The organism is Paraburkholderia sp. MPAMCS5, assembly GCF_036016995.1.
In the GTDB taxonomy this organism is placed as follows: Bacteria; Pseudomonadota; Gammaproteobacteria; order Burkholderiales; family Burkholderiaceae; genus Paraburkholderia.
This window is the reverse complement of record NZ_JAYXBK010000004.1, coordinates 436,315-455,599: the sequence shown is the minus strand read 5'-3', so window position 1 is coordinate 455,599 and position 19,285 is coordinate 436,315. Positions and strand designations below refer to the sequence as shown.

16 protein-coding genes and 1 riboswitch are annotated in these 19,285 nt (G+C 66.6%); of the genes, 7 read left to right on the top strand and 9 right to left on the bottom strand.

Annotation, left to right across the window (positions count from 1 at the left end; translation table 11 throughout):
* Positions 1 to 22: 22 nt before the first annotated feature.
* Entirely contained in the window at positions 23 to 1,168 is a 1,146-nt protein-coding gene (locus VOM14_RS12325; RefSeq protein ID WP_327628969.1) for a porin, read from the bottom strand.
* Between the two features lie 537 nt (positions 1,169 to 1,705).
* On the opposite strand from VOM14_RS12325, the gene VOM14_RS12320 reads away from it, so the two are divergent.
* Complete coding sequence (locus VOM14_RS12320) at positions 1,706 to 2,296, top strand: alpha-ketoglutarate-dependent dioxygenase AlkB (protein ID WP_327628968.1); 591 nt, start codon at positions 1,706 to 1,708, stop codon at positions 2,294 to 2,296.
* 31 nt (positions 2,297 to 2,327) lie between these two features.
* Here VOM14_RS12320 and VOM14_RS12315 read toward each other — a convergent pair whose 3' ends face one another.
* Both VOM14_RS12315 and VOM14_RS12310 read right to left on the bottom strand, forming a co-directional pair.
* Complete coding sequence (locus VOM14_RS12315; protein ID WP_327629088.1) at positions 2,328 to 2,963, bottom strand: carbonic anhydrase; 636 nt, start codon at positions 2,961 to 2,963, stop codon at positions 2,328 to 2,330.
* Between the two features lie 128 nt (positions 2,964 to 3,091).
* Positions 3,092 to 3,364, bottom strand: coding sequence for a DUF1488 domain-containing protein (locus tag VOM14_RS12310; RefSeq protein WP_327628967.1), 273 nt, complete (start codon positions 3,362 to 3,364; stop codon positions 3,092 to 3,094).
* Between the two features lie 210 nt (positions 3,365 to 3,574).
* Between VOM14_RS12310 and VOM14_RS12305 the strand changes: the two genes are divergently transcribed.
* On the top strand, positions 3,575 to 5,068 hold the full coding sequence (locus VOM14_RS12305; RefSeq protein WP_327628966.1) for an MDR family MFS transporter: 1,494 nt from the start codon (positions 3,575 to 3,577) through the stop codon (positions 5,066 to 5,068).
* A 61-nt stretch (positions 5,069 to 5,129) separates the two neighbouring features.
* Here VOM14_RS12305 and cobM read toward each other — a convergent pair whose 3' ends face one another.
* Genes cobM through cbiE form a run of 4 tightly spaced genes read right to left on the bottom strand, consistent with a single transcriptional unit; the run spans position 5,130 to position 8,958 of the window.
* Positions 5,130 to 5,855, bottom strand: a complete 726-nt coding sequence (gene cobM / locus VOM14_RS12300; RefSeq protein ID WP_327628965.1) for a precorrin-4 C(11)-methyltransferase — start codon at positions 5,853 to 5,855, stop codon at positions 5,130 to 5,132.
* A gap of 27 nt (positions 5,856 to 5,882) precedes the next feature.
* A complete protein-coding gene (locus VOM14_RS12295; RefSeq protein ID WP_327628964.1) occupies positions 5,883 to 6,617 on the bottom strand; it encodes a cobalt-precorrin-6A reductase in 735 nt (244 codons plus the stop codon).
* Positions 6,614 to 7,702, bottom strand: coding sequence for a cobalt-precorrin-5B (C(1))-methyltransferase (locus VOM14_RS12290; protein WP_327628963.1), 1,089 nt, complete (start codon positions 7,700 to 7,702; stop codon positions 6,614 to 6,616). Before VOM14_RS12290 ends, VOM14_RS12295 begins: the two co-directional genes overlap by 4 nt.
* Before the next feature lie 5 nt (positions 7,703 to 7,707).
* Positions 7,708 to 8,958: a precorrin-6y C5,15-methyltransferase (decarboxylating) subunit CbiE gene (cbiE, locus tag VOM14_RS12285; protein WP_327628962.1), complete on the bottom strand. Its 1,251-nt coding sequence runs from the start codon at positions 8,956 to 8,958 to the stop codon at positions 7,708 to 7,710.
* A gap of 86 nt (positions 8,959 to 9,044) precedes the next feature.
* Positions 9,045 to 9,233: riboswitch (cobalamin riboswitch) on the top strand.
* Positions 9,234 to 9,315: 82 nt separating this feature from the next.
* On the opposite strand from cbiE, the gene cobG reads away from it, so the two are divergent.
* Genes cobG through cobJ form a run of 4 tightly spaced genes read left to right on the top strand, consistent with a single transcriptional unit; the run spans position 9,316 to position 13,871 of the window.
* On the top strand, positions 9,316 to 10,779 hold the full coding sequence (cobG, locus tag VOM14_RS12280; protein WP_327628961.1) for a precorrin-3B synthase: 1,464 nt from the start codon (positions 9,316 to 9,318) through the stop codon (positions 10,777 to 10,779).
* Entirely contained in the window at positions 10,772 to 11,398 is a 627-nt protein-coding gene (locus tag VOM14_RS12275) for a precorrin-8X methylmutase (protein WP_327628960.1), read from the top strand. The genes cobG and VOM14_RS12275 overlap by 8 nt, the downstream gene beginning before the upstream one ends.
* Positions 11,398 to 12,138 (top strand): precorrin-2 C(20)-methyltransferase, encoded by a 741-nt coding sequence (locus VOM14_RS12270; RefSeq protein WP_442955538.1) that lies wholly within the window; start codon positions 11,398 to 11,400, stop codon positions 12,136 to 12,138. Before VOM14_RS12275 ends, VOM14_RS12270 begins: the two co-directional genes overlap by 1 nt.
* Positions 12,135 to 13,871 (top strand): precorrin-3B C(17)-methyltransferase, encoded by a 1,737-nt coding sequence (gene cobJ, locus VOM14_RS12265; protein ID WP_327628958.1) that lies wholly within the window; start codon positions 12,135 to 12,137, stop codon positions 13,869 to 13,871. Before VOM14_RS12270 ends, cobJ begins: the two co-directional genes overlap by 4 nt.
* A 27-nt stretch (positions 13,872 to 13,898) precedes the next feature.
* On the opposite strand, the gene VOM14_RS12260 is transcribed toward cobJ, so the two are convergent.
* Both VOM14_RS12260 and VOM14_RS12255 read right to left on the bottom strand, forming a co-directional pair.
* Entirely contained in the window at positions 13,899 to 16,523 is a 2,625-nt protein-coding gene (locus tag VOM14_RS12260) for an AAA family ATPase (RefSeq protein WP_327628957.1), read from the bottom strand.
* Positions 16,520 to 17,662: a metallophosphoesterase family protein gene (locus tag VOM14_RS12255; RefSeq protein WP_327628956.1), complete on the bottom strand. Its 1,143-nt coding sequence runs from the start codon at positions 17,660 to 17,662 to the stop codon at positions 16,520 to 16,522. The genes VOM14_RS12260 and VOM14_RS12255 overlap by 4 nt, the downstream gene beginning before the upstream one ends.
* Positions 17,663 to 17,879: 217 nt before the next feature.
* Between VOM14_RS12255 and VOM14_RS12250 the strand changes: the two genes are divergently transcribed.
* Positions 17,880 to 19,160, top strand: a complete 1,281-nt coding sequence (locus VOM14_RS12250; RefSeq protein ID WP_327629087.1) for a DUF445 domain-containing protein — start codon at positions 17,880 to 17,882, stop codon at positions 19,158 to 19,160.
* The last annotated feature ends 125 nt before the right edge of the window (positions 19,161 to 19,285 follow it).

Below are 19,285 nucleotides of genomic sequence, written 5' to 3'. Positions count from 1 at the left end.
AAAAGCGGCTTAAAAAAGCGGCTTAAAAGCGATGACGGATGCCGATCGTGCCAACCACTTGCGAACTCGTCGACGAAGCGCTCACGCCGACGATATCGGCGGTAATGCCCGAATTGCCCGTGCTGCCGACATGCTGATAGGCCGCTTCAGCATAGACGTCAGTGCGCTTGGACAACGCGTAGTCGGTTTGCAGCGTGAACTGGTCGTACTTCGGGCTCACGCCGTCAAGACGCGCATCCGTGAACGTGTAGGCACCCGACACCGACACTGCCGGCGTCAGCGCGTAACGGCCGTTCACTTCGTAGTTGGTGAAGCGCGCGCTGCCGCCTGCCAGAGCCAGACCGCTGCTCGCACCCGAGGCCGACGAGCTGATCGCGGTGGCGCCGTTCAGTTGCGTTTGCGTCACGACGAGGCCGACGTTCGCCGGGCCGAATGCATAGCTCAAGCCCGCGCCATAGGTGCGCTGACGCGCCGCCGTGAAGGTGGAGTCGCCGCTCGCGACCGCGCCGCTCGTGTTCGTCGACGAACCGCCGCCGTTGATTTGCAGATAACCCGCAGCAGCCTTCAGGCCGCCGAACGCGTACGACGCGCCGACGCTATACGCGCGGCTGTTGGCGAAGCTGCCCGCTGCATTCGAGAAGCCGTACAGCGCGCCAAACTTGAAGCCGGCGTAATCGACGCTCTGGAACTTCACGGCGTTGTTGATGCGCACCGAGTTGTTCAGGTTGTCGTTGTCATACGGGTGCGACGCGAGTGTGCCGCCGTACTGCGTGCCGTTCAGCGCGAGCGGCCCGAGATAATCCACCACGCTGTCGTACTGGCGGCCGAGCGTGACCGTGCCGAACTGGTCGCTCGCCAGACCGATAAATGCCTGACGGCCAAACTCGCGGCTGTTCTGACCCAGTTTGCCGTTGGACAGATTGAAGCCGTTCTCCAGCACGAAGACTGCCTTCAGGCCGTTGCCGAGGTCTTCCGAGCCGCGCAAGCCCCACCGATTGCCGTTCAGCACGCCGCTCGCCTGCTGGAAGTTGCGGCTGCCGCCCGAATTGCTGGTGTAGGTCAAGCCCGTGTCGATCAGGCCGTACAGCGTGACGGAGCTTTGTGCATGAGCGACGCCGGCGCCGCCGGCAAGAGCGAGCGAGAGGCCCGACAATACGAATTTGTTCATTGAATATCTCCTGAATCCAATAGCGGATGCTATCGAGCGGCGGAGAATAGCGCATAAAGCCAGATTCTATTTTTCAGTGTATTACGGCGTTGTGTTTTAGCGACGTCATCCGATTTTAACTTTCAGTTTATTCCTGACTGACGGTATTACCGTCCGCGCCAGTGAAATGGGGCGCACCCCTCTCGCGATTACGCCCCAAGTGCCTGATTTAAAACGCGCTCGGAAACTCAGGCGAATTCAGAATAGCGGAGCGACCGCTTTGCAACAACGCGAATAGACTATTTTAGTCTTTCACGGAATTTCTATTTGAGTTATTGGTAATAGCCGGTCAGCATTTGAAATCGGTCGAGCCAATTATTGCTTGAACGACAAAGACATTTTGCCTGATTTAAAAGGCGAAGAATTGTTCGCTGCAAGGTGGCGCGAATCGCACCTGCCGCAGACAGAGCCGGCCAACATACTGTATAAAAACACAGTACAATGCCCGGCATGAACCGCTCATTTCCACGCCGGGCCACTCTCGTGTGGCATTGAACCATGGCGTCCCAGCAAGGCCTCTTTGCTCCCGAGCCCGTCACCCTCTTTCGCGACCACGAAGGCGGCATGCGCTACCTGCCCGACGCGATCCCGCACGCCTCGTCGCAGCAATGGTTCGAGCAGGCGTTGTGCAACATCGGCTGGAGCAGTCATCAGCGCATGATGTATGAGCGCGAGGTGGCTGTGCCGCGCCTCATCGCCACTTTTCTGCGCGATGCCGCCGGCTTGCCCGCGCCGCTCGGCGAAGCATTCGAAGCGGTTCGCGCGCTCGTCGGCGCACCGTTTAACCGCGTCGGTCTGAACCTGTATCGCGACGAGCACGACAGCGTGGCGCCCCACAGCGATAAAACCGCGAACCTCGTGCGCGGCGAGCCGATTGCGATCGTGTCGCTCGGCGCCGGGCGCCGCATGACGATCCGCCCGAAAAATGGCCGAGGGTGCGCGGTGCACGTCGACCTCGAACCAGGCAGTTGTCTCGTGATGAGCTACGCATCGCAATTCACGCACGACCACGGCATTCCGAAGCTCGCGCAAAGCGTCGGGCCGCGCATCAGCCTTGCGTTTCGCTGCTACGAGGGCGCGCGGAACTAGCTGCGTCGAACAGGCGCTTGAACGCGCGCGGTCAGTCGGCGTGGATGTTCGGATTTTCCAGAAGCGGCAAAAATTGCCCGGTGCGTCCGTCGAGTGCGAGCATCACCCCGCTTTCGATGTCGAACAGCCAGCCGTGCAGTTGCAGCGTCTTGTTCGCGAGCCCGACCGCGACGGACGGATGTGTGCGGATATTGGCCAGTTGCGCGACGACGTTGTCCTTGACGAGCGCATCCAGGCGTTCCGCCGGCGACCCATACGTGCGCGACGCATTGATCGCCTTCGCGGCATCGGCGTGGCGCAGCCAGCCCGCCACCGCGGGCAAATGGTCGAGATTCGTGTTGGCCGTGATCGCGGTCATCGCGCCGCAATTCGAATGGCCGCATATCACGATGTCGTGCACGCCCAGCACGGCGATTGCGTATTCCACGGTGGCCGACACGCCGCCCGGCTCCGGCCCATACGACGGCACGATATTGCCCGCATTGCGGATCACGAAGAGCGCGCCCGGCTCCGCTTGCGTCAGCAGCTCGGGCACCACGCGGCTATCCGAGCACGTGACAAAAAGCGTGCTCGGACTTTGCGCCGTCGAGAGGCGCTTGAACAAGGCGCTCTGCTGCGGAAACACGTCGCGTTGAAAGCGGATCAAGCCCTCGATGATTTCCTGCACGATGTTCTCCAGATTGACCGACGATGTGCCGCGCGAACTCGTCGCGCGGCGCTGCCGCTGGCCGGCCAGCCCCGGTCGGCCAGCATGAGCGCCGAGCCCGGCGCGGGCCGGACCCGACGGCGGCAATGTCAGGGACTCGTCTTGTCGAAGTCGCGTGTTTCCAGTTCCACCGACTGCCCGCCGTTCTTCGTCAGCACGCGCCTCGTGGCGTTTTCGATCTGCGCGCGATTGGCCTCGAACGTGCCCACGAGGTCGTGAGCCGACGGACCGCCATTGCCGAAATGGTCGTTGAGCGCATCGAGCGATACGCTGCACCAGACGTCCTTTCCATCGACATTGGCTTCGAAGGCGACGCGTGCCGCCGCCACCACTTCACGGCGTCCGGTGAATTCGATCCTCATAATGACCCTCCATGTGTCGAAAGAACCTCGTCATTCGCAAGCGCTGTGCCAGGCGTCGAGCGCCGGGTGGAGCGCCCGCGAGCGGAGATTCCGCGCAAGGTGCATACTCGGTGTCGGCCGCCCTCGGGCGGCCGTGCTGATGCGTCGCGGCGTGCAGGTCAGGCGTCTGGCGGCCGCACGCACCCACTATTCTGATACCAACTCGCTCCCATGTCCCGCACTACGCAATCGTCGCGTCATTTAGTCATTGCCGCCGTCATGGCTTCCATGGCGATGGTCGCCATCGAGGCCACCATCGTTTCCACCGCCATGCCGCAAATCGTCGCTCAGCTCGGCGATCTGCATCTGTATAGCTGGGTCTTTTCGTCGTTCCTGCTCACGCAAACCGCGATGACCGTGGTATTCGGCAAACTCGCCGATCTCTATGGCCGCAAGCCGATCGTGCTGGCGGGCATCGCGATCTTCCTGATCGGCTCGGTGCTGGCGGGCTTCGCGTGGTCGATGCCGGCCATGATCGCCTTCCGCCTGATTCAGGGCATCGGCGCGGGCGCGATCCAGCCTGTCACGCTGACCATCGTCGCGGATCTGTACCCCGCGCGCGAACGCGGCAAGGTGCAGGGTTATCTGGCGAGCGTGTGGGCGATTTCAGCAGTCGTGGGGCCGATGGTCGGCGGCTTCATTATCCGCAACGCGTCGTGGTCATGGATCTTCTGGATGAACGTGCCGATCGGCCTCGCGTCGGCGGCGGGCTTCATTGCATTCCTGCGCGAATCCGAACGTCACGCGCGCCCCTCGATCGACTTCCTGGGCGCGGCGCTCTTCATGGCCGCGATCGCCGCGCTCATGACCGCGCTCACCTACGCGGGCGACAACGACATCGCGCATGCCTCGATGGCGGCGGCTGCGTTCGTCGTGTGCCTGTTGCTGTTCGTGCTCCAGGAGCGCCGCGCCCAAGAGCCGATGATCTCCTTCGCGCTCTGGAGCCGCCGCCCGATTGCCGCGTGCAACGGCGCAACCGTGCTGTCCGGCATGATCCTGATGGGCTCGACCACCTTCCTGCCGATGTACGTGCAAGGCGTGTTGAACCGCTCGCCGGTGATCGCCGGCCTCGCGCTCACGATGATGATGGTCGGCTGGCCGGTCGGCGCCACGCTCGGGGCAAAATCGTTTCACCGTATCGGCTTGCGGCGCATGCTGATCGGCGGCAGTTCGTTCATTCCGCTCGGCGCCGTGCTGCTGCTGTTTCTCGCGCCGGGCGGCTCGCCGCTGGTGGCCGCGCTCGGCTCGCTCGTCATGGGCTTCGGCATGGGCACGTCGAGCGTCAGTTCGCTCATGCTGATCCAGGACATCGTGACGATGGACGAGCGCGGCAGCGCAACGGCGTCGAACCTGTTCTCGCGCAATCTCGGCAGCACGCTCGGCGCCACGCTGTTCGGCGCGGTGCTCAACTTCGGGCTGAGTCACTCGAAAGGCGCGGCTGCGGTCACGTCCGATCAGCTGAAGAATCTGCTGCAAAACCAGGCTGCCAGCCTCGGCAGCAGCGACATGGTTCGCATGGTGCTGCATCAATCGCTGCACCTGACTTTCGTGTCGATCTTCGCGATTGCGATTTTCGTCGTCGCGCTATTGACGCTCGTGCCGTCCATCACCCTTGGCGCGGACAAAAAGATGCCGCTCGAAGCGCTCGCGCCGCTGGAAGACTGATCCGCCCTGCGATCAGGCCGCCGCAAGCAACGCGAGCGCGTCGAATCGCGCGCGTTGCGCCTCAGGCTTTCGCGTACAGCGTGGAGTCCGCGAAGCCTTCGGCGGCGAGCACCTGTCCGACCAGAATCAACGCGGTGCGCTCGATCTGCGTCGATTGCACCTTGTCGAGAATATCGTCGAGTGTGCCGGTGATTTTCTCCTCGTCGGGCCAGCTCGCGCGATAGATCACCGCGACCGGACACGCGCCGCCGTAATGCGGCCGCAATTCGTCGACGATGCGCGCGAGGTGCCGCACGCCGAGATGAATCGCCATCGTCGCGCGATGCCGCGCCAGATCGGCGAGCTGTTCGCCTTCGGGCATGGTCGTCCTGGCCGCGTAGCGCGTGAGAATCAGCGTCTGCGAGACGGCGGGCAGCGTGAGTTCGCAGCCGAGCGCCGCCGCGCAGGCCGCCGTTGCGGTCACGCCCGGCACGATTTCATAGGGAATGCCGAGTTCGCGCAACCGGCGAATCTGTTCGCCAATCGCGCCGTACAACGACGGGTCGCCAGAATGCACGCGCGCCACGTCCTGACCCTTGTCGTGCGCGCTCTTCAGCAACGCGACGATCCGATCGAGATCCAGTTCGGCCGTATTGACGACCTGCCGCGCCGAATGACCTTCGAGCACCGCGGCCGGCACGAGCGAACCCGCGTACAGAATCACCGGGCAATTGCGCACGAGACGCTGCCCTTTCACCGTGATCAGTTCCGGGTCGCCAGGACCCGCGCCGATAAAAAACACCGTCATTCAAGACTCCCTATTCAAGCCGACGATTCAAGCCGACGATTCAAGTCGATCGTTCAGCGCGTCGAACAGACCGGCCACGCTATCGAATTCGCGATCCGCTGCGGGCAGTGGCGGCCGACGCAGCATCACAACAGGCAAACCGCGTTCACGCGCGACGTCGAGTTTCGCTTCGGTCGCGCTGCCGCCGCTATTTTTGCTGACCACGACGTCGAAGCCTTGCAGCGCGAACAGCGCGCGTTCGCCTTCGAGCGTGAACGGGCCGCGCGCCGCGAGGATGCGGGCGCGCGGCGTATCCGCGTGAGACTCGAGACAGCGCACGAACCAGAATTGATGCGCGGGAATCTCGTCGAGATGCGCGAGCGGTTCGCGTCCGAGTGTGAAAAGCGGCCGCCTGAACGGCGCGAGCCCGTCCGCGAGTTCGCGCCAATTGCCGACCATGCGCCAGTCGTCGCCGGCTTGCGGCTGCCACGCGGCACGGCGCAGCGCCCAGCACGGCACGCGCGCCGCACCGCTCGCGTGCACGGCGTTGGCGCTGATTTGCGCAGCGTACGGATGCGTCGCGTCGATCACGAGACCGATGCCTTCGTCTTCGATAAAGCGCGCCATGCCCTCGCTGCCGCCGAATCCGCCCACGCGCACCGCGCAGGGCAAATCGTCCGGCACCTTGCCGAGTCCCGCGAGACTGTACACGTCATGAGGCGCGAGTCGCCGCGCGATCTTCAATGCGTCGCCGGTGCCGCCGAGCAACAGAACACGCGTCATCGGGCCACTCCGATCAGATTGCCTTGACGATCGATCGCGAACATTTCCACATTCACCTGCGGCGGCACGATCTCGCGCGCCACGGCGAGCGCGTGTTCGCACACGATATCGCCGAGCGGCACCTGCTGCGCATGCGCCAGCGCGACGGCCTGCTGGCTCGTGTTGGCCGCGCGAATCGCGCTTTGCAGCGCGTCGCTTGCGCCGCGTTTTGCGGCCCACGTGGCGAGCTGTTCGAGATCGATGCTCGAATTGCGGCTATGCAGATCGAGATGGCCCGCCGCGAGCTTGCTCAGCTTGCCAAAGCCGCCGCACACGCTCAGGCGCTCCACGGGCGCGCGCTTCATATGCTTGAGCACCGCGCCCACGAAGTCGCCCATTTCGATCAGCGCAATGTCGGGCAAGCCGTAGTGCGCGCGCATCGCGTCTTCGCTCGCGTTGCCGGTGCACGCGGCGAGATGCGCGTAGCCGTTCGCGCGCGCGACGTCGATCCCTTGATGGATCGACGCGATATACGCCGAGCACGAAAACGGCCGCACGATGCCGGTCGTGCCCAATATCGACAGGCCGCCGAGAATGCCGAGCCGCGGGTTCATCGTCTTGAGCGCGAGCGCTTCGCCGTCTTCCACGCCGATCGTCACTTCAAAGCCGCCGCCATACGCGTGCTCGGCCGCGAGTTCCGCGAGATGCTCGCGCATCATCTGGCGCGGCACCGGATTGATCGCCGGTTCGCCGACCGCGAGCGTGAGTCCCGCGCGCGTCACCGTGCCCACGCCCGGCCCCGCGCGAAACACCACGCCCGCCTCCGCGACGAGCCGCACGCGCGCGAACACGACCGCGCCGTGCGTGACGTCGGGATCGTCGCCGGCGTCCTTGATCGTGCCCGCTTCGGCTCCATCGTCGCTCAGGCGGCAGAACACGAGCGGCATCGGCACATGCTGGCCCTTCGGCAACACGATTTCGGCGACGTCGCTCACGACACCGGCGAGCAGCAGACGCGCCGCCGCCAGCGACGTCGCCGTCGCGCAACTGCCCGTCGTATAGCCGCTGCGCAGCGGCGCGGGTTGTTCGGGAGTTTCGTCACGCATCGCGGTCAGGCGGATGAACCGGCGGGTGGGCCGCTGACCACGCTCTGGCCGGCGGCACGCTTCACCACGTCGAGCAAGGTGATCGGCAGCGCCTGACGCCACGTATCGAAGCCGCCGAGCGGTTGCGCGTCGGCCAGCGCAATGCGCGTGAGCGCGCCGCCGTGACGCTCGCGCCATGCGGCCAGCGCGGCCTCGCCTTGCAACGTGACCGCGTTGGCCACCAGCCGTCCGCCTTCGCGCAGGTTCGCCCAGCACGCTTCGAGCACGCCCGCCGCCGTCACCCCGCCGCCGATAAACACCGCGTCCGGCGCGGGCAGTCCTTCGAGCGCCTGCGGCGCGCGTCCCGCGACGAGTTGCAGGCCGGGCACGCCCAACGCATCGCGATTGTGTTCGATGAAGCGCTGGCGCTCCGCATGCCCTTCGATGGCGATCGCACGGCAGCCCGGATGCGCGCGCATCCATTCGATGCCGATCGAGCCGCTGCCCGCGCCCACGTCCCACAGCAATTCACCGGGCGTCGGCGCGAGGCGCGCGAGCGTGATCGCGCGGACATCGCGCTTGGTCAACTGGCCGTCGTGCCGGAACGCGTCGTCGGGCAAGCCGCAGGTAAGCGGCAGACGCGGCGCGCCTTCGGTTGCGCGGCAGTCGAGTGCGATCAGATTGAGCGCGGCGGCCTCGCCCGCGGACCATTGATCCGCGCGGCCGTCGATGCGCCGCTCGCGGTCGCCGCCGAGATGTTCGAGCACGGTCATGCGCGTGGCGCCGAAGCCGCGCGCGTTCAGCAAGCCGGCCAGCGCGGCGGGCGTGCGGCCGTCCGCGCTCAGCACGAACACGCGTGCGCCGTCGTGCAGGGACGCGTTCAGCGCAGCCAGAGGCCGGCCGACCAGCGAGACCGTCGCGACGTCCTGGAGCGGCCAGCCGAGCCGCGCGGCCGCAAGCGACAAGGACGACGGCGCGGGCAGCACGCGCAATTCGTCGGCGGGCAACTGCCGCGCGAGCGTCGCACCCACGCCGAACAGCATCGGATCGCCGCTCGCGAGCACGCAAACGGACCCGCCACGCTCGGCGAGCAAGGGCGCGAGATCGAACGGACGCGGCCACGCGGCGCGGCGCGCGGCGAGGCGCGCGGGCAGCATCGACAGATGCCGCTCGCCGCCGTAAATCACCGACGCGTCAAGCAACGCGCGCCGCGCGGACCGTCCCAAACCGGCATAGCCGTCATCGCCTATGCCCACCACGGTCAGCCATGCCGGCATGCATCCATCCTCGTTCTGTATCTTCAAATCATGCGCTGTGCCACGCCGGTCAAAGCGTCCAGCCTCGTTGTGCTATTCGAAAAAAGGCATAATACAGCCGCCGGTGCCCTTCGGGGCCTAACAGGGAACACAGCGGAGAATACGGTGCCGCTGCGGCTGCCCCCGCAACTGTATGCAGCGAGTCCGCCTGCGCAACGCGCCACTGGTTCATCCGGGAAGGCAGCGGCGGACGACGACCTGTGAGCCAGGAGACCTGCCGGCCAGACTGTTCGTGCCAGCCAACATCGGGCGGGGTGTACCGATGCCGCAGCCATGCCGCTTGACGCATGCTCGGGCCGTCGCGCGACGCTAACCGCGGTGTCCGTCTTGAATCCAGCTTCGCCCACCACTGTTTTGCCCGACGCGGCTTGTGCGCCGCGGCCCTCGGCGTGCCCGGGGCTCGTGCGGATCGTCGCCGCGCGCGACGGCGGCATCTGCCGGATCAAGCTGCCGGGCGGCGCGTTGAGCGCGGCTCAGGCCGAGGCGATGGCAGACGCGAGCGAGCGCCATGCGAGCGGCGTCATCGAGTTGACGAATCGCGCGAACGTGCAGGTGCGCGGCGTGCGCGGCGGCCATGAAGCCGGGTTGATCGCCGCGTTGACCGATGCCGGGCTCGGGCCGTTGCACGATGCCGGCGCCGCCGCTCCCTACACGCAACAAGCGCAACACGCGCAACAAGCGCAACATGCCGACGACGTCCGCAACGTGATGATCAGCCCCCTCGCGGGCCGCGATCCGTTTGCGCTATTCGACACCCGGCCGCTTAGCGCCGCACTGCTCGCGATGCTGCAACGCGACGCGCGTTTCGCGGCGCTGTCGCCGAAATTCGCGCTGCTCGTGGATGGCGGCGAGCGGCTCGCGCGGCTCGATCATCCGCATGATGTGTGGCTCGCGGCGTCGCACGATGCCTCGGGCGACGTGCGCTTTGTGTTCGGTCTCGCAGGTTGTCCGCCGCCCGCCACCGCGCCGGCGCAAACGGATGCGACCGTGCAAAACGGCAGCGGCGCACTGGCCTCGGTATCGCCCGCGCAAGTCCCGGCGCTGGTTCGCGCGCTGCTGCACGCGTTCCTCGACCTTGCCGCCGCCGATGCCACGCGCATGCGTCATCTGCTCGCCGCACATTGCGCCGATGCGATCCTGCGGCACGCACAAGCCCATGTCGATTTCCCCTTGACGCGCGACGCAGCGCTCGTCAACTGGCGCCGCAACACGCCCGCCGATGCCGCGTTGCGCCTCGGCGCGCACGCTCAACGTAGCGCGGGCACGTGGCATGTGGGCGGCCAGCCGCCGCTCGGCCGTCTCGATGCCAACACGCTGCGCGGCCTCGCCGCCATCGCGCGGCAACATGGCGGCGGCGCGCTGCGCATCACGCCATGGCAAAGCGTGCTGCTGCCGGACATCGCGTCGCACGCGGTGCCCGTCGTGCTTGCCGCGCTACGCGAGCGCGGTTTCGCGTGCGATCCCGCCGACGCGCTCGCGCGGCTCATCGCGTGCACGGGTTCGAGCGGCTGCGCGAAGAGTCTCGCCGACACCAAGGCCGACGCGCTCAAACTCGCAACGTATCTGCCGCCGAACCTCGACGTGCACCTGAGCGGTTGCCCGCGCTCGTGCGCCGCCGCGCATTGCGCGCCCTTCACGCTGCTCGCGGTCGCGCCAGGCCGCTACGACCTTTATCGACGCGACGGCACGCCAGGCTTCGGCCCATGCGTCGCGCGCCAACTGACGATCGAACAGGCCGCCGACACGCTCGCGCGCCTCGCCCGGAGTAACACCGATGCTTGATTACATTCGCGACGCTCAGGAGATCTATCGCCAATCCTTCGCGACGATCCGCGCCGAAGCCGACCTCTCGCGCATGCCCGCCGACCTCGAAAAGCTCGCGGTGCGCGTGATCCACGCATGCGGAATGGTCGACGTGATCGACGATCTCGCGTTTTCCGCCCACGCGGGCGCGGCGGGCCGCGCGGCGCTCGCGCAAGGCGCGCCGATTCTCTGCGATGCCGGCATGGTCGCGCAAGGCATCACCCGCGCGCGGCTGCCCGCGAACAACGAGGTGATCTGCACGCTCGCTCACGCCGACGTGCCCGCGCTCGCCCGCGAACTCGGCAACACGCGCTCGGCCGCCGCGCTCGAATTGTGGCGCCCGCATCTGGCGGGCAGCGTCGTCGTGATCGGCAACGCGCCGACGGCGCTCTTTCATCTGCTCGACATGCTCGATGCCGGTGCGCCGAAGCCCGCGCTGATTCTCGGCTTCCCGGTCGGCTTTGTCGGCGCGGCGGAGTCGAAAGCCATGCTGGCGCAGGACAGCCGCGGCGTGTCTTATGTGGTCGTCCACGGGCGGCGCGGCGGCAGCGCGATGGCCGCGGCCGCGATCAATGCGCTCGCGACGGAGGTCGAATGATGGCGCAGCAATCACGCACGGGACGTCTTTTCGGACTCGGCGTCGGACCTGGCGACCCGGAACTCATCACGCTGAAGGCGCTACGTCTGCTGAAGGCGGCGCCGGTGGTCGCGTACTTCGTCGCGAAGGGCAAGAAGGGTAACGCGTTCAGCATCGTCGAGGCGCATTTGCACGACGCGCAGCAGCACTTGCCGCTCGTCTATCCCGTCACGACCGAAGCGCTGGAGCCGCCGCTTTCGTATGAAGCGATCATCGCGGACTTCTACGACACGGCGGCTGCGATAGTCGGCACGCATCTCGATGCGGGCCGCGACGTCGCCGTGATCTGCGAAGGCGATCCGTTTTTCTATGGCTCGTACATGTATCTGCATGACCGGCTCGCCGCGCGCTACGAGAGCGAAGTCGTGCCCGGCGTCTGTTCGATGCTCGGCGGCGCGGCCGTGCTCGGCGCGCCGCTCGTGTATCGCAACCAGAGCCTTTCGGTGCTGTCGGGCGTATTGCCCGAAGACGAATTGCGCCGCCGTCTCGCGGATGCCGACGCCGCCGTCGTGATGAAACTCGGCCGCAATTTCGACAAGGTGCGGCGCGTGCTCGGCGAACTCGGTCTCGCCCGGCGCGCGCTGTATGTCGAGCGCGCGACGATGGCCAATCAGCGCATCGTGCCGCTCGCCGACGTCGATCCGATGGCGTCGCCGTATTTTTCGCTGCTCGTCGTGCCGGGGGAAAAATGGCAAGGATGAGGCCGCCCGCCATCGTGATCCTCGGCGCTGGCGCGCTCGACACCGCGCGGCGTATCCAGTCGCTGTATGCCGGTTCGCAGGTGCATGCATTGCAAGGCCGCGCTCAGGCCGATGTCGCGTATGGCGAACTCGGCGCGCATCTGCGTGACCTGTACGCGCGCGGCGCCCCGATTGTCGCGTTGTGCGCGGCGGGCATCGTGATCCGCTCTATCGCGGCTTTGCTCGCGGACAAAGGCGTCGAGCCGCCGGTGCTCGCCGTCGCCGAAGACGGCAGCGCGGTCGTGCCGCTGCTCGGCGGCCTCGCGGGCGTCAACGTGATGGCGCGCGAGATGGCCGCCGCGCTTGCCGTCGCGCCGGCGATCACCACGAGCGGCGAGTTGCGTTTCGGCACCTGCGTGCTCAATCCGCCCGACGGTTACGCGCTCGCGGATATCGGACAGGGCAAGCGCTTCGTGTCGGATCTGCTGGCGGGCGAAAGCACGCGCATCGAAGGCGACGCGCCTTGGCTCGACGACGCGCCCTTGCCGCGCTCCGCTTGCGCGCGGCTCGCGATTCGCGTGACGCCGCGCGCGTGGGACGGCCGCCAGGACGAACTGGTGATTCATCCACGCTGTGTGGTCGTCGCGGTGACGTGCGCGAACGCGGATGCAGCGACCGAAACCGCCGCGCAACTCGCGGCGCGTGTGCGCGGCGTGCTCGACGCGCACGGTCTTGCCTCGCTTTCGCTCGCGGCGTTGCTCGCATCGTCCGCACAGATGACAAACGCGGTGCTGGCCGAAGCCGCGTCGGCGCTGAATGTACCGCTGCGCTTTGCGGACGGCGAGGACGGCGAGGACGGCGCGAACTCGCCCGCGAGTCTCCTGCATGCCGCGCTGCGTATTCCCTTCGAAACCGTGCACGACGATCCGCAAGAGCGCATCGCGCTCGCGCTGTCGCCCTTGGCCCTCGACCCCGGCACGATAGGCCGCGCGCGCGGCAAGCTGACGGTGATCGGTCTCGGCCCTGGTAATGCCGGATTGATGGTGCCCGCCGCCCGCGCCGCGCTTGCCGAAGCCACCGACATTCTCGGCTACGAAACCTACGTGAAGATGGCCGGCCCGTTGCGCGCCGCTCAGCGCGTGCACGGCACCGACAATCGCGAGGAAATGCAGCGCGCGCGGCATGCATTCGAACTCGCGAGCGCGGGACGTTCGGTGGTGATGGTGTCGTCGGGCGATCCGGGCGTGTTCGCGATGGCCGCCGCCGTGCTCGAAGCGCTCGATACAACGGCAGACGCTGCGGAAAACGCCGCATGGTCCGCGGTCGAACTCAGCATCGTGCCGGGCGTGTCGGCGGCCATGGCGACCGCCGCGCAAGCCGGCGCGCCGCTCGGCCACGACTTCTGCATGCTGTCGCTGTCGGACAATCTGAAGCCGTGGGCCATCATCGAAAAACGCTTGCACCATGCCGCGCAAGCCGATCTCGTCATGGCCTTCTATAACCCGATTTCGCGCGCGCGTCCGTGGCAACTGGACAAAGCGCTGGACATCGTGCGCGAATACCGCGCGGCGCAGACGCCCGTGGTGCTCGGGCGCGACATCGGCAGACCGGGCGGCACGCTGCGCACGGTCATGCTGGGCGAACTGCGCCCGGCCGATGTCGACATGCGCACGATGGTGATCGTGGGTTCATCGACCACGCGCTGCTTCAGCAAAGGCACGCAATGGGTCTACACGCCGCGCTGGTACGCGTGACGCGCGCGCCGCTTCGCAACACAGCGGCTAAGCCGCCGCCTTGATGTCGTCGATGGCGCGCTGCCTCACGCCCAGGTCGTCCCACAACTCCGGATGACAGGTGAACACGAGAATCTGATGCCGCGTGGCGGCGTCGATCAACGCGCGCTTGATCGCGTCGCGACGCGCCGCGTCGGTATGCACGGCGGCGTCGTCGAGCATGAGCAACGTGGGCCGGCCCGAGGCCTTCAACAGATCCGCGTACGCGAGCCGCGTGAGAATGCCAAGCTGCTCGCGCGTGCCGAAACTCAATGCATCGAGCGTGTCGGCGCGGCCATGGCGATCGAGCGTCGCGGGACTCAGGTCGTCGCCGAGTGCGATGGTGGACTGCGGAAAGATCCGCTTCAGATAATGGCCGAGGCGCTCGGTCAACGGCGCGCGCAGTTGCGCGAGCGCCGCGTCGCGTTCGTCGACGAGCACCTCGTCGAGCAGACTCAATGCACCCGCGCGCAAGCTCAGTTCATCCTGACGACGCGTGGCCTGTTCGACTTGCGCGTCGAGTGTCGCGAGACGCTCGCCTAGCCCGGACGCGCCGACCGTCTCCAGTTGACTCCTCAATTGCGTGATGCGCATCTTGCGCTCGCGCTGCTCCTCGCGCGCGAGTTCTGCCGAGGCGCGATAACGCGTGGCCTCGGCGGCCGGATCGTCGAGACGCGCGGCTTCGAGTTCGCGCGCGCGCCCTTCGCGCTGCTTTGTCAGCGCCTCGACCTGCACGCGCTGCTCGACGAGCTTGGCCTGCCATTGCGCGCGGTTGCGGCAAAACGCGGCGTCGTTCAATTGCGCGTCCTTGCGCTGTACCTGAAGCGCGAGCGATTCGGCTGTCGCCATGCCGGTCGAGCGCTTTTCCGCTGCTTCGTTCAGCATCTTGCGGGCGCTTTCCAATGCGTCGCGCGCGATCTCGGCGCTGCGGCGCGCTTCGTCGAGCGGCAGCGCCTCGGACACGTCTGGCAAACTCGCGAGCCGTTCGTTCGCGCTCTGCAAACGCGCGGCGGCGGAGGCGAGCGCGGCGCGCAACGCGTCGATGCCTTGCGGCGCATGCGCGTCGCGCACCTTCGCGTGGCTTTTCTGCTGCGCGATGAGCGCCTTCCACTGTTCGTGCCGAAGCTCGCCTTCACCGAGCGATGTCACGCCGAGCATCTGCAACAACCGCGCATGCTGCGCTTCCAGCGACGCAAGCTCGGACAAGCGCGCGGACAGATCGGACACGCCCGGAATCACGCGCAGTTCGCCGAGTTCGCCAAGCCCGATCGACTTCTCTTCGTCCAGACGCAGCACGCCCTCGCCGCTGATCACCGCGTCGCCCACGGTGATCGCGCCGTTCAGCCTATATTCGATGCGCGTCATTGCCGCTTCGGTGCGCGCGCGCAGCACGGTCAGTTCGGCATCGAGCGAGGCAAGCCGCTTCAGCTTCGTCTCGTCGATTTCCAACGAAGCCGCCGCGCGCGCGGCTTCGAGCAGCGCCTCGTTCGCCTCGCTCGCGGCACTGATCGCCGCTTCGAGCCGTTCGAGTTCCGCGCGATAGAGGCCGATCTGGCTGCGCAAATCCGCCGCGCTCACCGCTGCGTTCGCGAGTTCGAGCGCGCGGTTCGCATCGGCGAAAGCCTGCTCGAATTGCGTGACGCGGCTCGCCGCCTGCGCATGTTCCGTGTCCGCCGCCGCGAGATTCGCGCGCGCCGCATCGAGTTGCTGACGCTCGCGCGCGACGGCGCTCTCGAGATCCACCGCCGCCTGTTCCTGCTGCACCGAGAGCGCCAGTTGCGCCTCATTCACTTCTAGCGCTTGCGCGAGGCCCTCGACGCTGCGTTCGAGTTCCGCGGCGGCGTCGGCACGCTGTTGCGCGAGCGCGGCTTTCTGCGCGTGCAGTTCCCAAGGGCGCTTGCGTTCGGTGTCGTCGAACGCTTCCTGCTGCGTGGCGAGCCGCGCAATGTTTTCTTCGAACTGCTCGCGCTGGCGGTTCAGCTCGTCGCGTTCGACAATCCATGCCGCGAGCGCGCTCTCGGCCTGCGCGAGCGGCCCGGTGGATTTCTGCGTGCGCGCGGTGAGCAGTTGACGAAGCTCGCGTTGCACGGCGGCGATCAGCGCATCTTCGCCGGCCGATTCGCGGCTGCCCGACAGTTGCGACAACGCATCGCGCAGATATTGCGCCGCGTGGCCGGTCGAGTCGCGCATGTCCTGCGTGCCGCCCTGCTGCACCCACAGCAAACCGGGCACACCCGCGTTTTCCGCCTTCAAGGGCCCGCGCGCGGCGCGCGAAAAACCGAGCAAGGCGGCGAGCTTGTCTTCCGCCTCGTCCTCGCCGAAAACGGCCTGGCCGATCTTCAGCTCGCAGCGTTGACGCGTGACGAACTGCTTGGACAGCCGGCAAGCGGCGCCGTCCAGATCGAAACTGACTTCCACCGAAGGCTGTCCGCTCGCCCTGCCCCAAGGCAGCAGATCTTTCAGATGCGAGGCCTTATAGCGTTCGAGAAACACGGCGCGCACGGCTTCGGCAATCGTGCTCTTGCCCGCTTCGTTAGGGCCCACGAAGAGATTGAGTCCGGGCTGCAAGTCGTCGATCACGAGCCGCCCGGTGAACTGCTTGAATTCCTGAATCGCGATGCTTTGAAGCTTCATGCGGACCTCGCCTCACGCGGCAGTTCACGTTGAAAACGCGCGAGCAACAACAATGCTTGCGCTGCGCGCCTGACCTGTTGCGGGTCGGACTGCGGGTCCTCCTGCATGTCGCGCAAACGCGTGACGACCTTCGCCAGATAGCCGCTCTGCGCGCCGAGTTCGGCGAGGTCTTCCGCGGTGGGCAACACGTGCAGGCCGCTCAGATCGACGCGCAACGCGCGCACGCGCGCGCGGGTTTCTTCCACCGCGACGTGCAGCGCCTCGGCGTCGGTCAACGCGGCCGTGCCGGTGACGGCGAGGCGCAGCACGTCGTTCGCGCCCAGGCTGGCGAGCCTTGTTTTCAGCGCGTCGATATCGGTCGGCACGGAAATGCTTTCATCCCAGCGATGCCATTGATACTGGCCGACGCGCACCGCCTCCACGACGGCTCGCGCGCCCGGCTCGCCGAGCGTGACGTCGAGCATGAAGCCGGGATCGTTCGCGCGAAAGCGGTCCTGCTCATGCGTGCCCGCATACCACGTGCGATCGTCGACACGAAAGTGGCCGTGCCAGTCGCCGAGCGCGAGATAGTCGAGACGCGCGCTCGCGGCACGCGTGGGCGCAATCGGATTCGACGAGTCGATGCCTTCCTGCAGGATGCCGCTCACGCTGCCATGCGCGAGGCCCACGCGGTGATAGCCTTGCGGCGTTTCCGCGGTGTCGAAGAAGCCGGTGGTGTCGTCGTAAGTGATGCGTTGCGTGAGCGGCGCGCACAGCAGCGCGCAGCGGCAGGCATCGAGCAGCACGACGCCCGTTTCGAGCACGAGGCGCACGTTCGGCGGCACGCAGTTCAAACGCTGTGCGCGAGTCCACACGCTTTCCACGAGCGCGGCGTCGTGATTGCCGGGTAACATGATCCACGGCCCCGTGAAGGCCTGCAGTGCGGCGAACAGGCGGCGGATCACCGTGTCGGAGACGGTCTGCAAATCGAACACGTCGCCGGCCACGAGCACGGCGTCGACCTTGCGCGCGGCGGCTTCTTCCGCGATACGGCGCACGGTGTCGAAGCGCGCCTGCGCGAGATGCGCCGCCTCGTCCGGCTCGAACTGGCCGAACTGCGTGCCGATCTGCCAGTCCGCGGTGTGCAGAAACCTGATCACTGTGCCTCCATTCCGTTCAATTGCATGGCCGCGCGACGCCCTTCGCTGCCCTTCGCTGGATGTGCCGCCGCGATTCAACCCCGGATGTTACCGCGCCGGCGCTTCAAAAAGAGCAGCTTGCGCGGCGTGCATGACCCGCGACGGCGGCGGCGATGGCGGCGACGCCATGCAGCGCGCGGCGCTACACTCGCGTTTCCAGACCCGGGCTCCCTCGCCGATGAATAAAGCACTCGAACTGAAGAAGGCCAAGCGCACGCCGTTGCTGCTCCTCGCGGCCGCGGCCTGCGTCTTTGTCGTGACCGCGTGGATGCCGCGCGGCTTCTGGATCGACGGCATCAAGGCCGTGGCCGAAGCCGCGATGGTGGGCGCGCTCGCGGACTGGTTCGCGGTCGCCGCGCTGTTCAGGCGCGTGCCGATTCCGCTCGTCTCGGCGCACACGGCGATCATTCCGAAGAACAAGCACAAGATCGCTGACAACCTCGCGGTATTCGTGCAGGACAAGTTTCTCGACGTGCCGTCGCTCGTCGGTCTGATCAAGAAGCATGATCCCGCGTCGAGCATCACGCGCTGGCTCACGGAGCCGGCCAACACCGCGCGCCTCGGCGATTACGTGGTGAAGCTGACGAGCGGCGTGCTCGATCTGACCGACGACGTGCGCATTCAGGTCTTCATCAAGGACGCCTTGCGCGACGTGCTCGCGAAGGTGGACCTGTCGCAATCGATGGGCGCGATTATCGACACGCTCACGAGGGACGGCCGCCATCAGGAGCTGCTCGACGCCGGCATCGAACAGTTCGTGGCGCTGCTCGGCGAGCCGCAGGCGCGCGAGTTTATCGCGGAACGTATCGTCGATTGGGTGAAGAGCGAGTATCCGAAAATGGAAAAGATCCTGCCCTCCGCGTGGCTCGGCGAAAAAGGCGCCGAGGCCATTGCGAGCGCGGTGAACCGCATGCTCGAACAGATCGGCGAAAACCCGACGCACGAGCTTCGCCAGAAATTCGACGACGCGACGCACAAGCTGATCGTCAAGCTGAAGACTGATCCCGCGTTCCTGCAAAAAGGCGAGGAACTGAAGCGCTATCTCGTGGAAGGCGAGGCGCTCGCCTCGTATGTGAAGGACATGTGGGGCGAATTGCGCGCGTGGCTCAAACGCGATCTGCACAGCAGCGACTCGGCCTTGCATGCGCGCGTGGTGCTGGCCGGCCAATGGGTGGGCCGCGAACTGGCGAACGACGCGGCGCTGCGCCAGTCGCTCAACGACCACCTCGAAGACGCGGCGCGCGGCATGGCGCCCGAGTTCGCGCAATTCCTCACACGGCATATCAGCGATACCGTGAAGAACTGGGACGCGCATGACATGTCGCGGCAGATCGAGTTGAACATCGGCCGCGATCTGCAGTACATCCGCATCAATGGAACCGTGGTGGGCGGTTTTATCGGCCTGCTGTTGTACGCCAGTTCGGTGCTGTTCGACTTGCTGCGCGTGCACATCGGCTGAGCGGCGGGCAGCGGCGGCGAGCGGCGAGGACCGACGAGAACTGGCGGCGCGCGGCGCAAAACGCCTACAATCCGGGCATATGATTTGCTCGGGCGCAAGAGCCACACGCCGCCGCACGCCGCCGC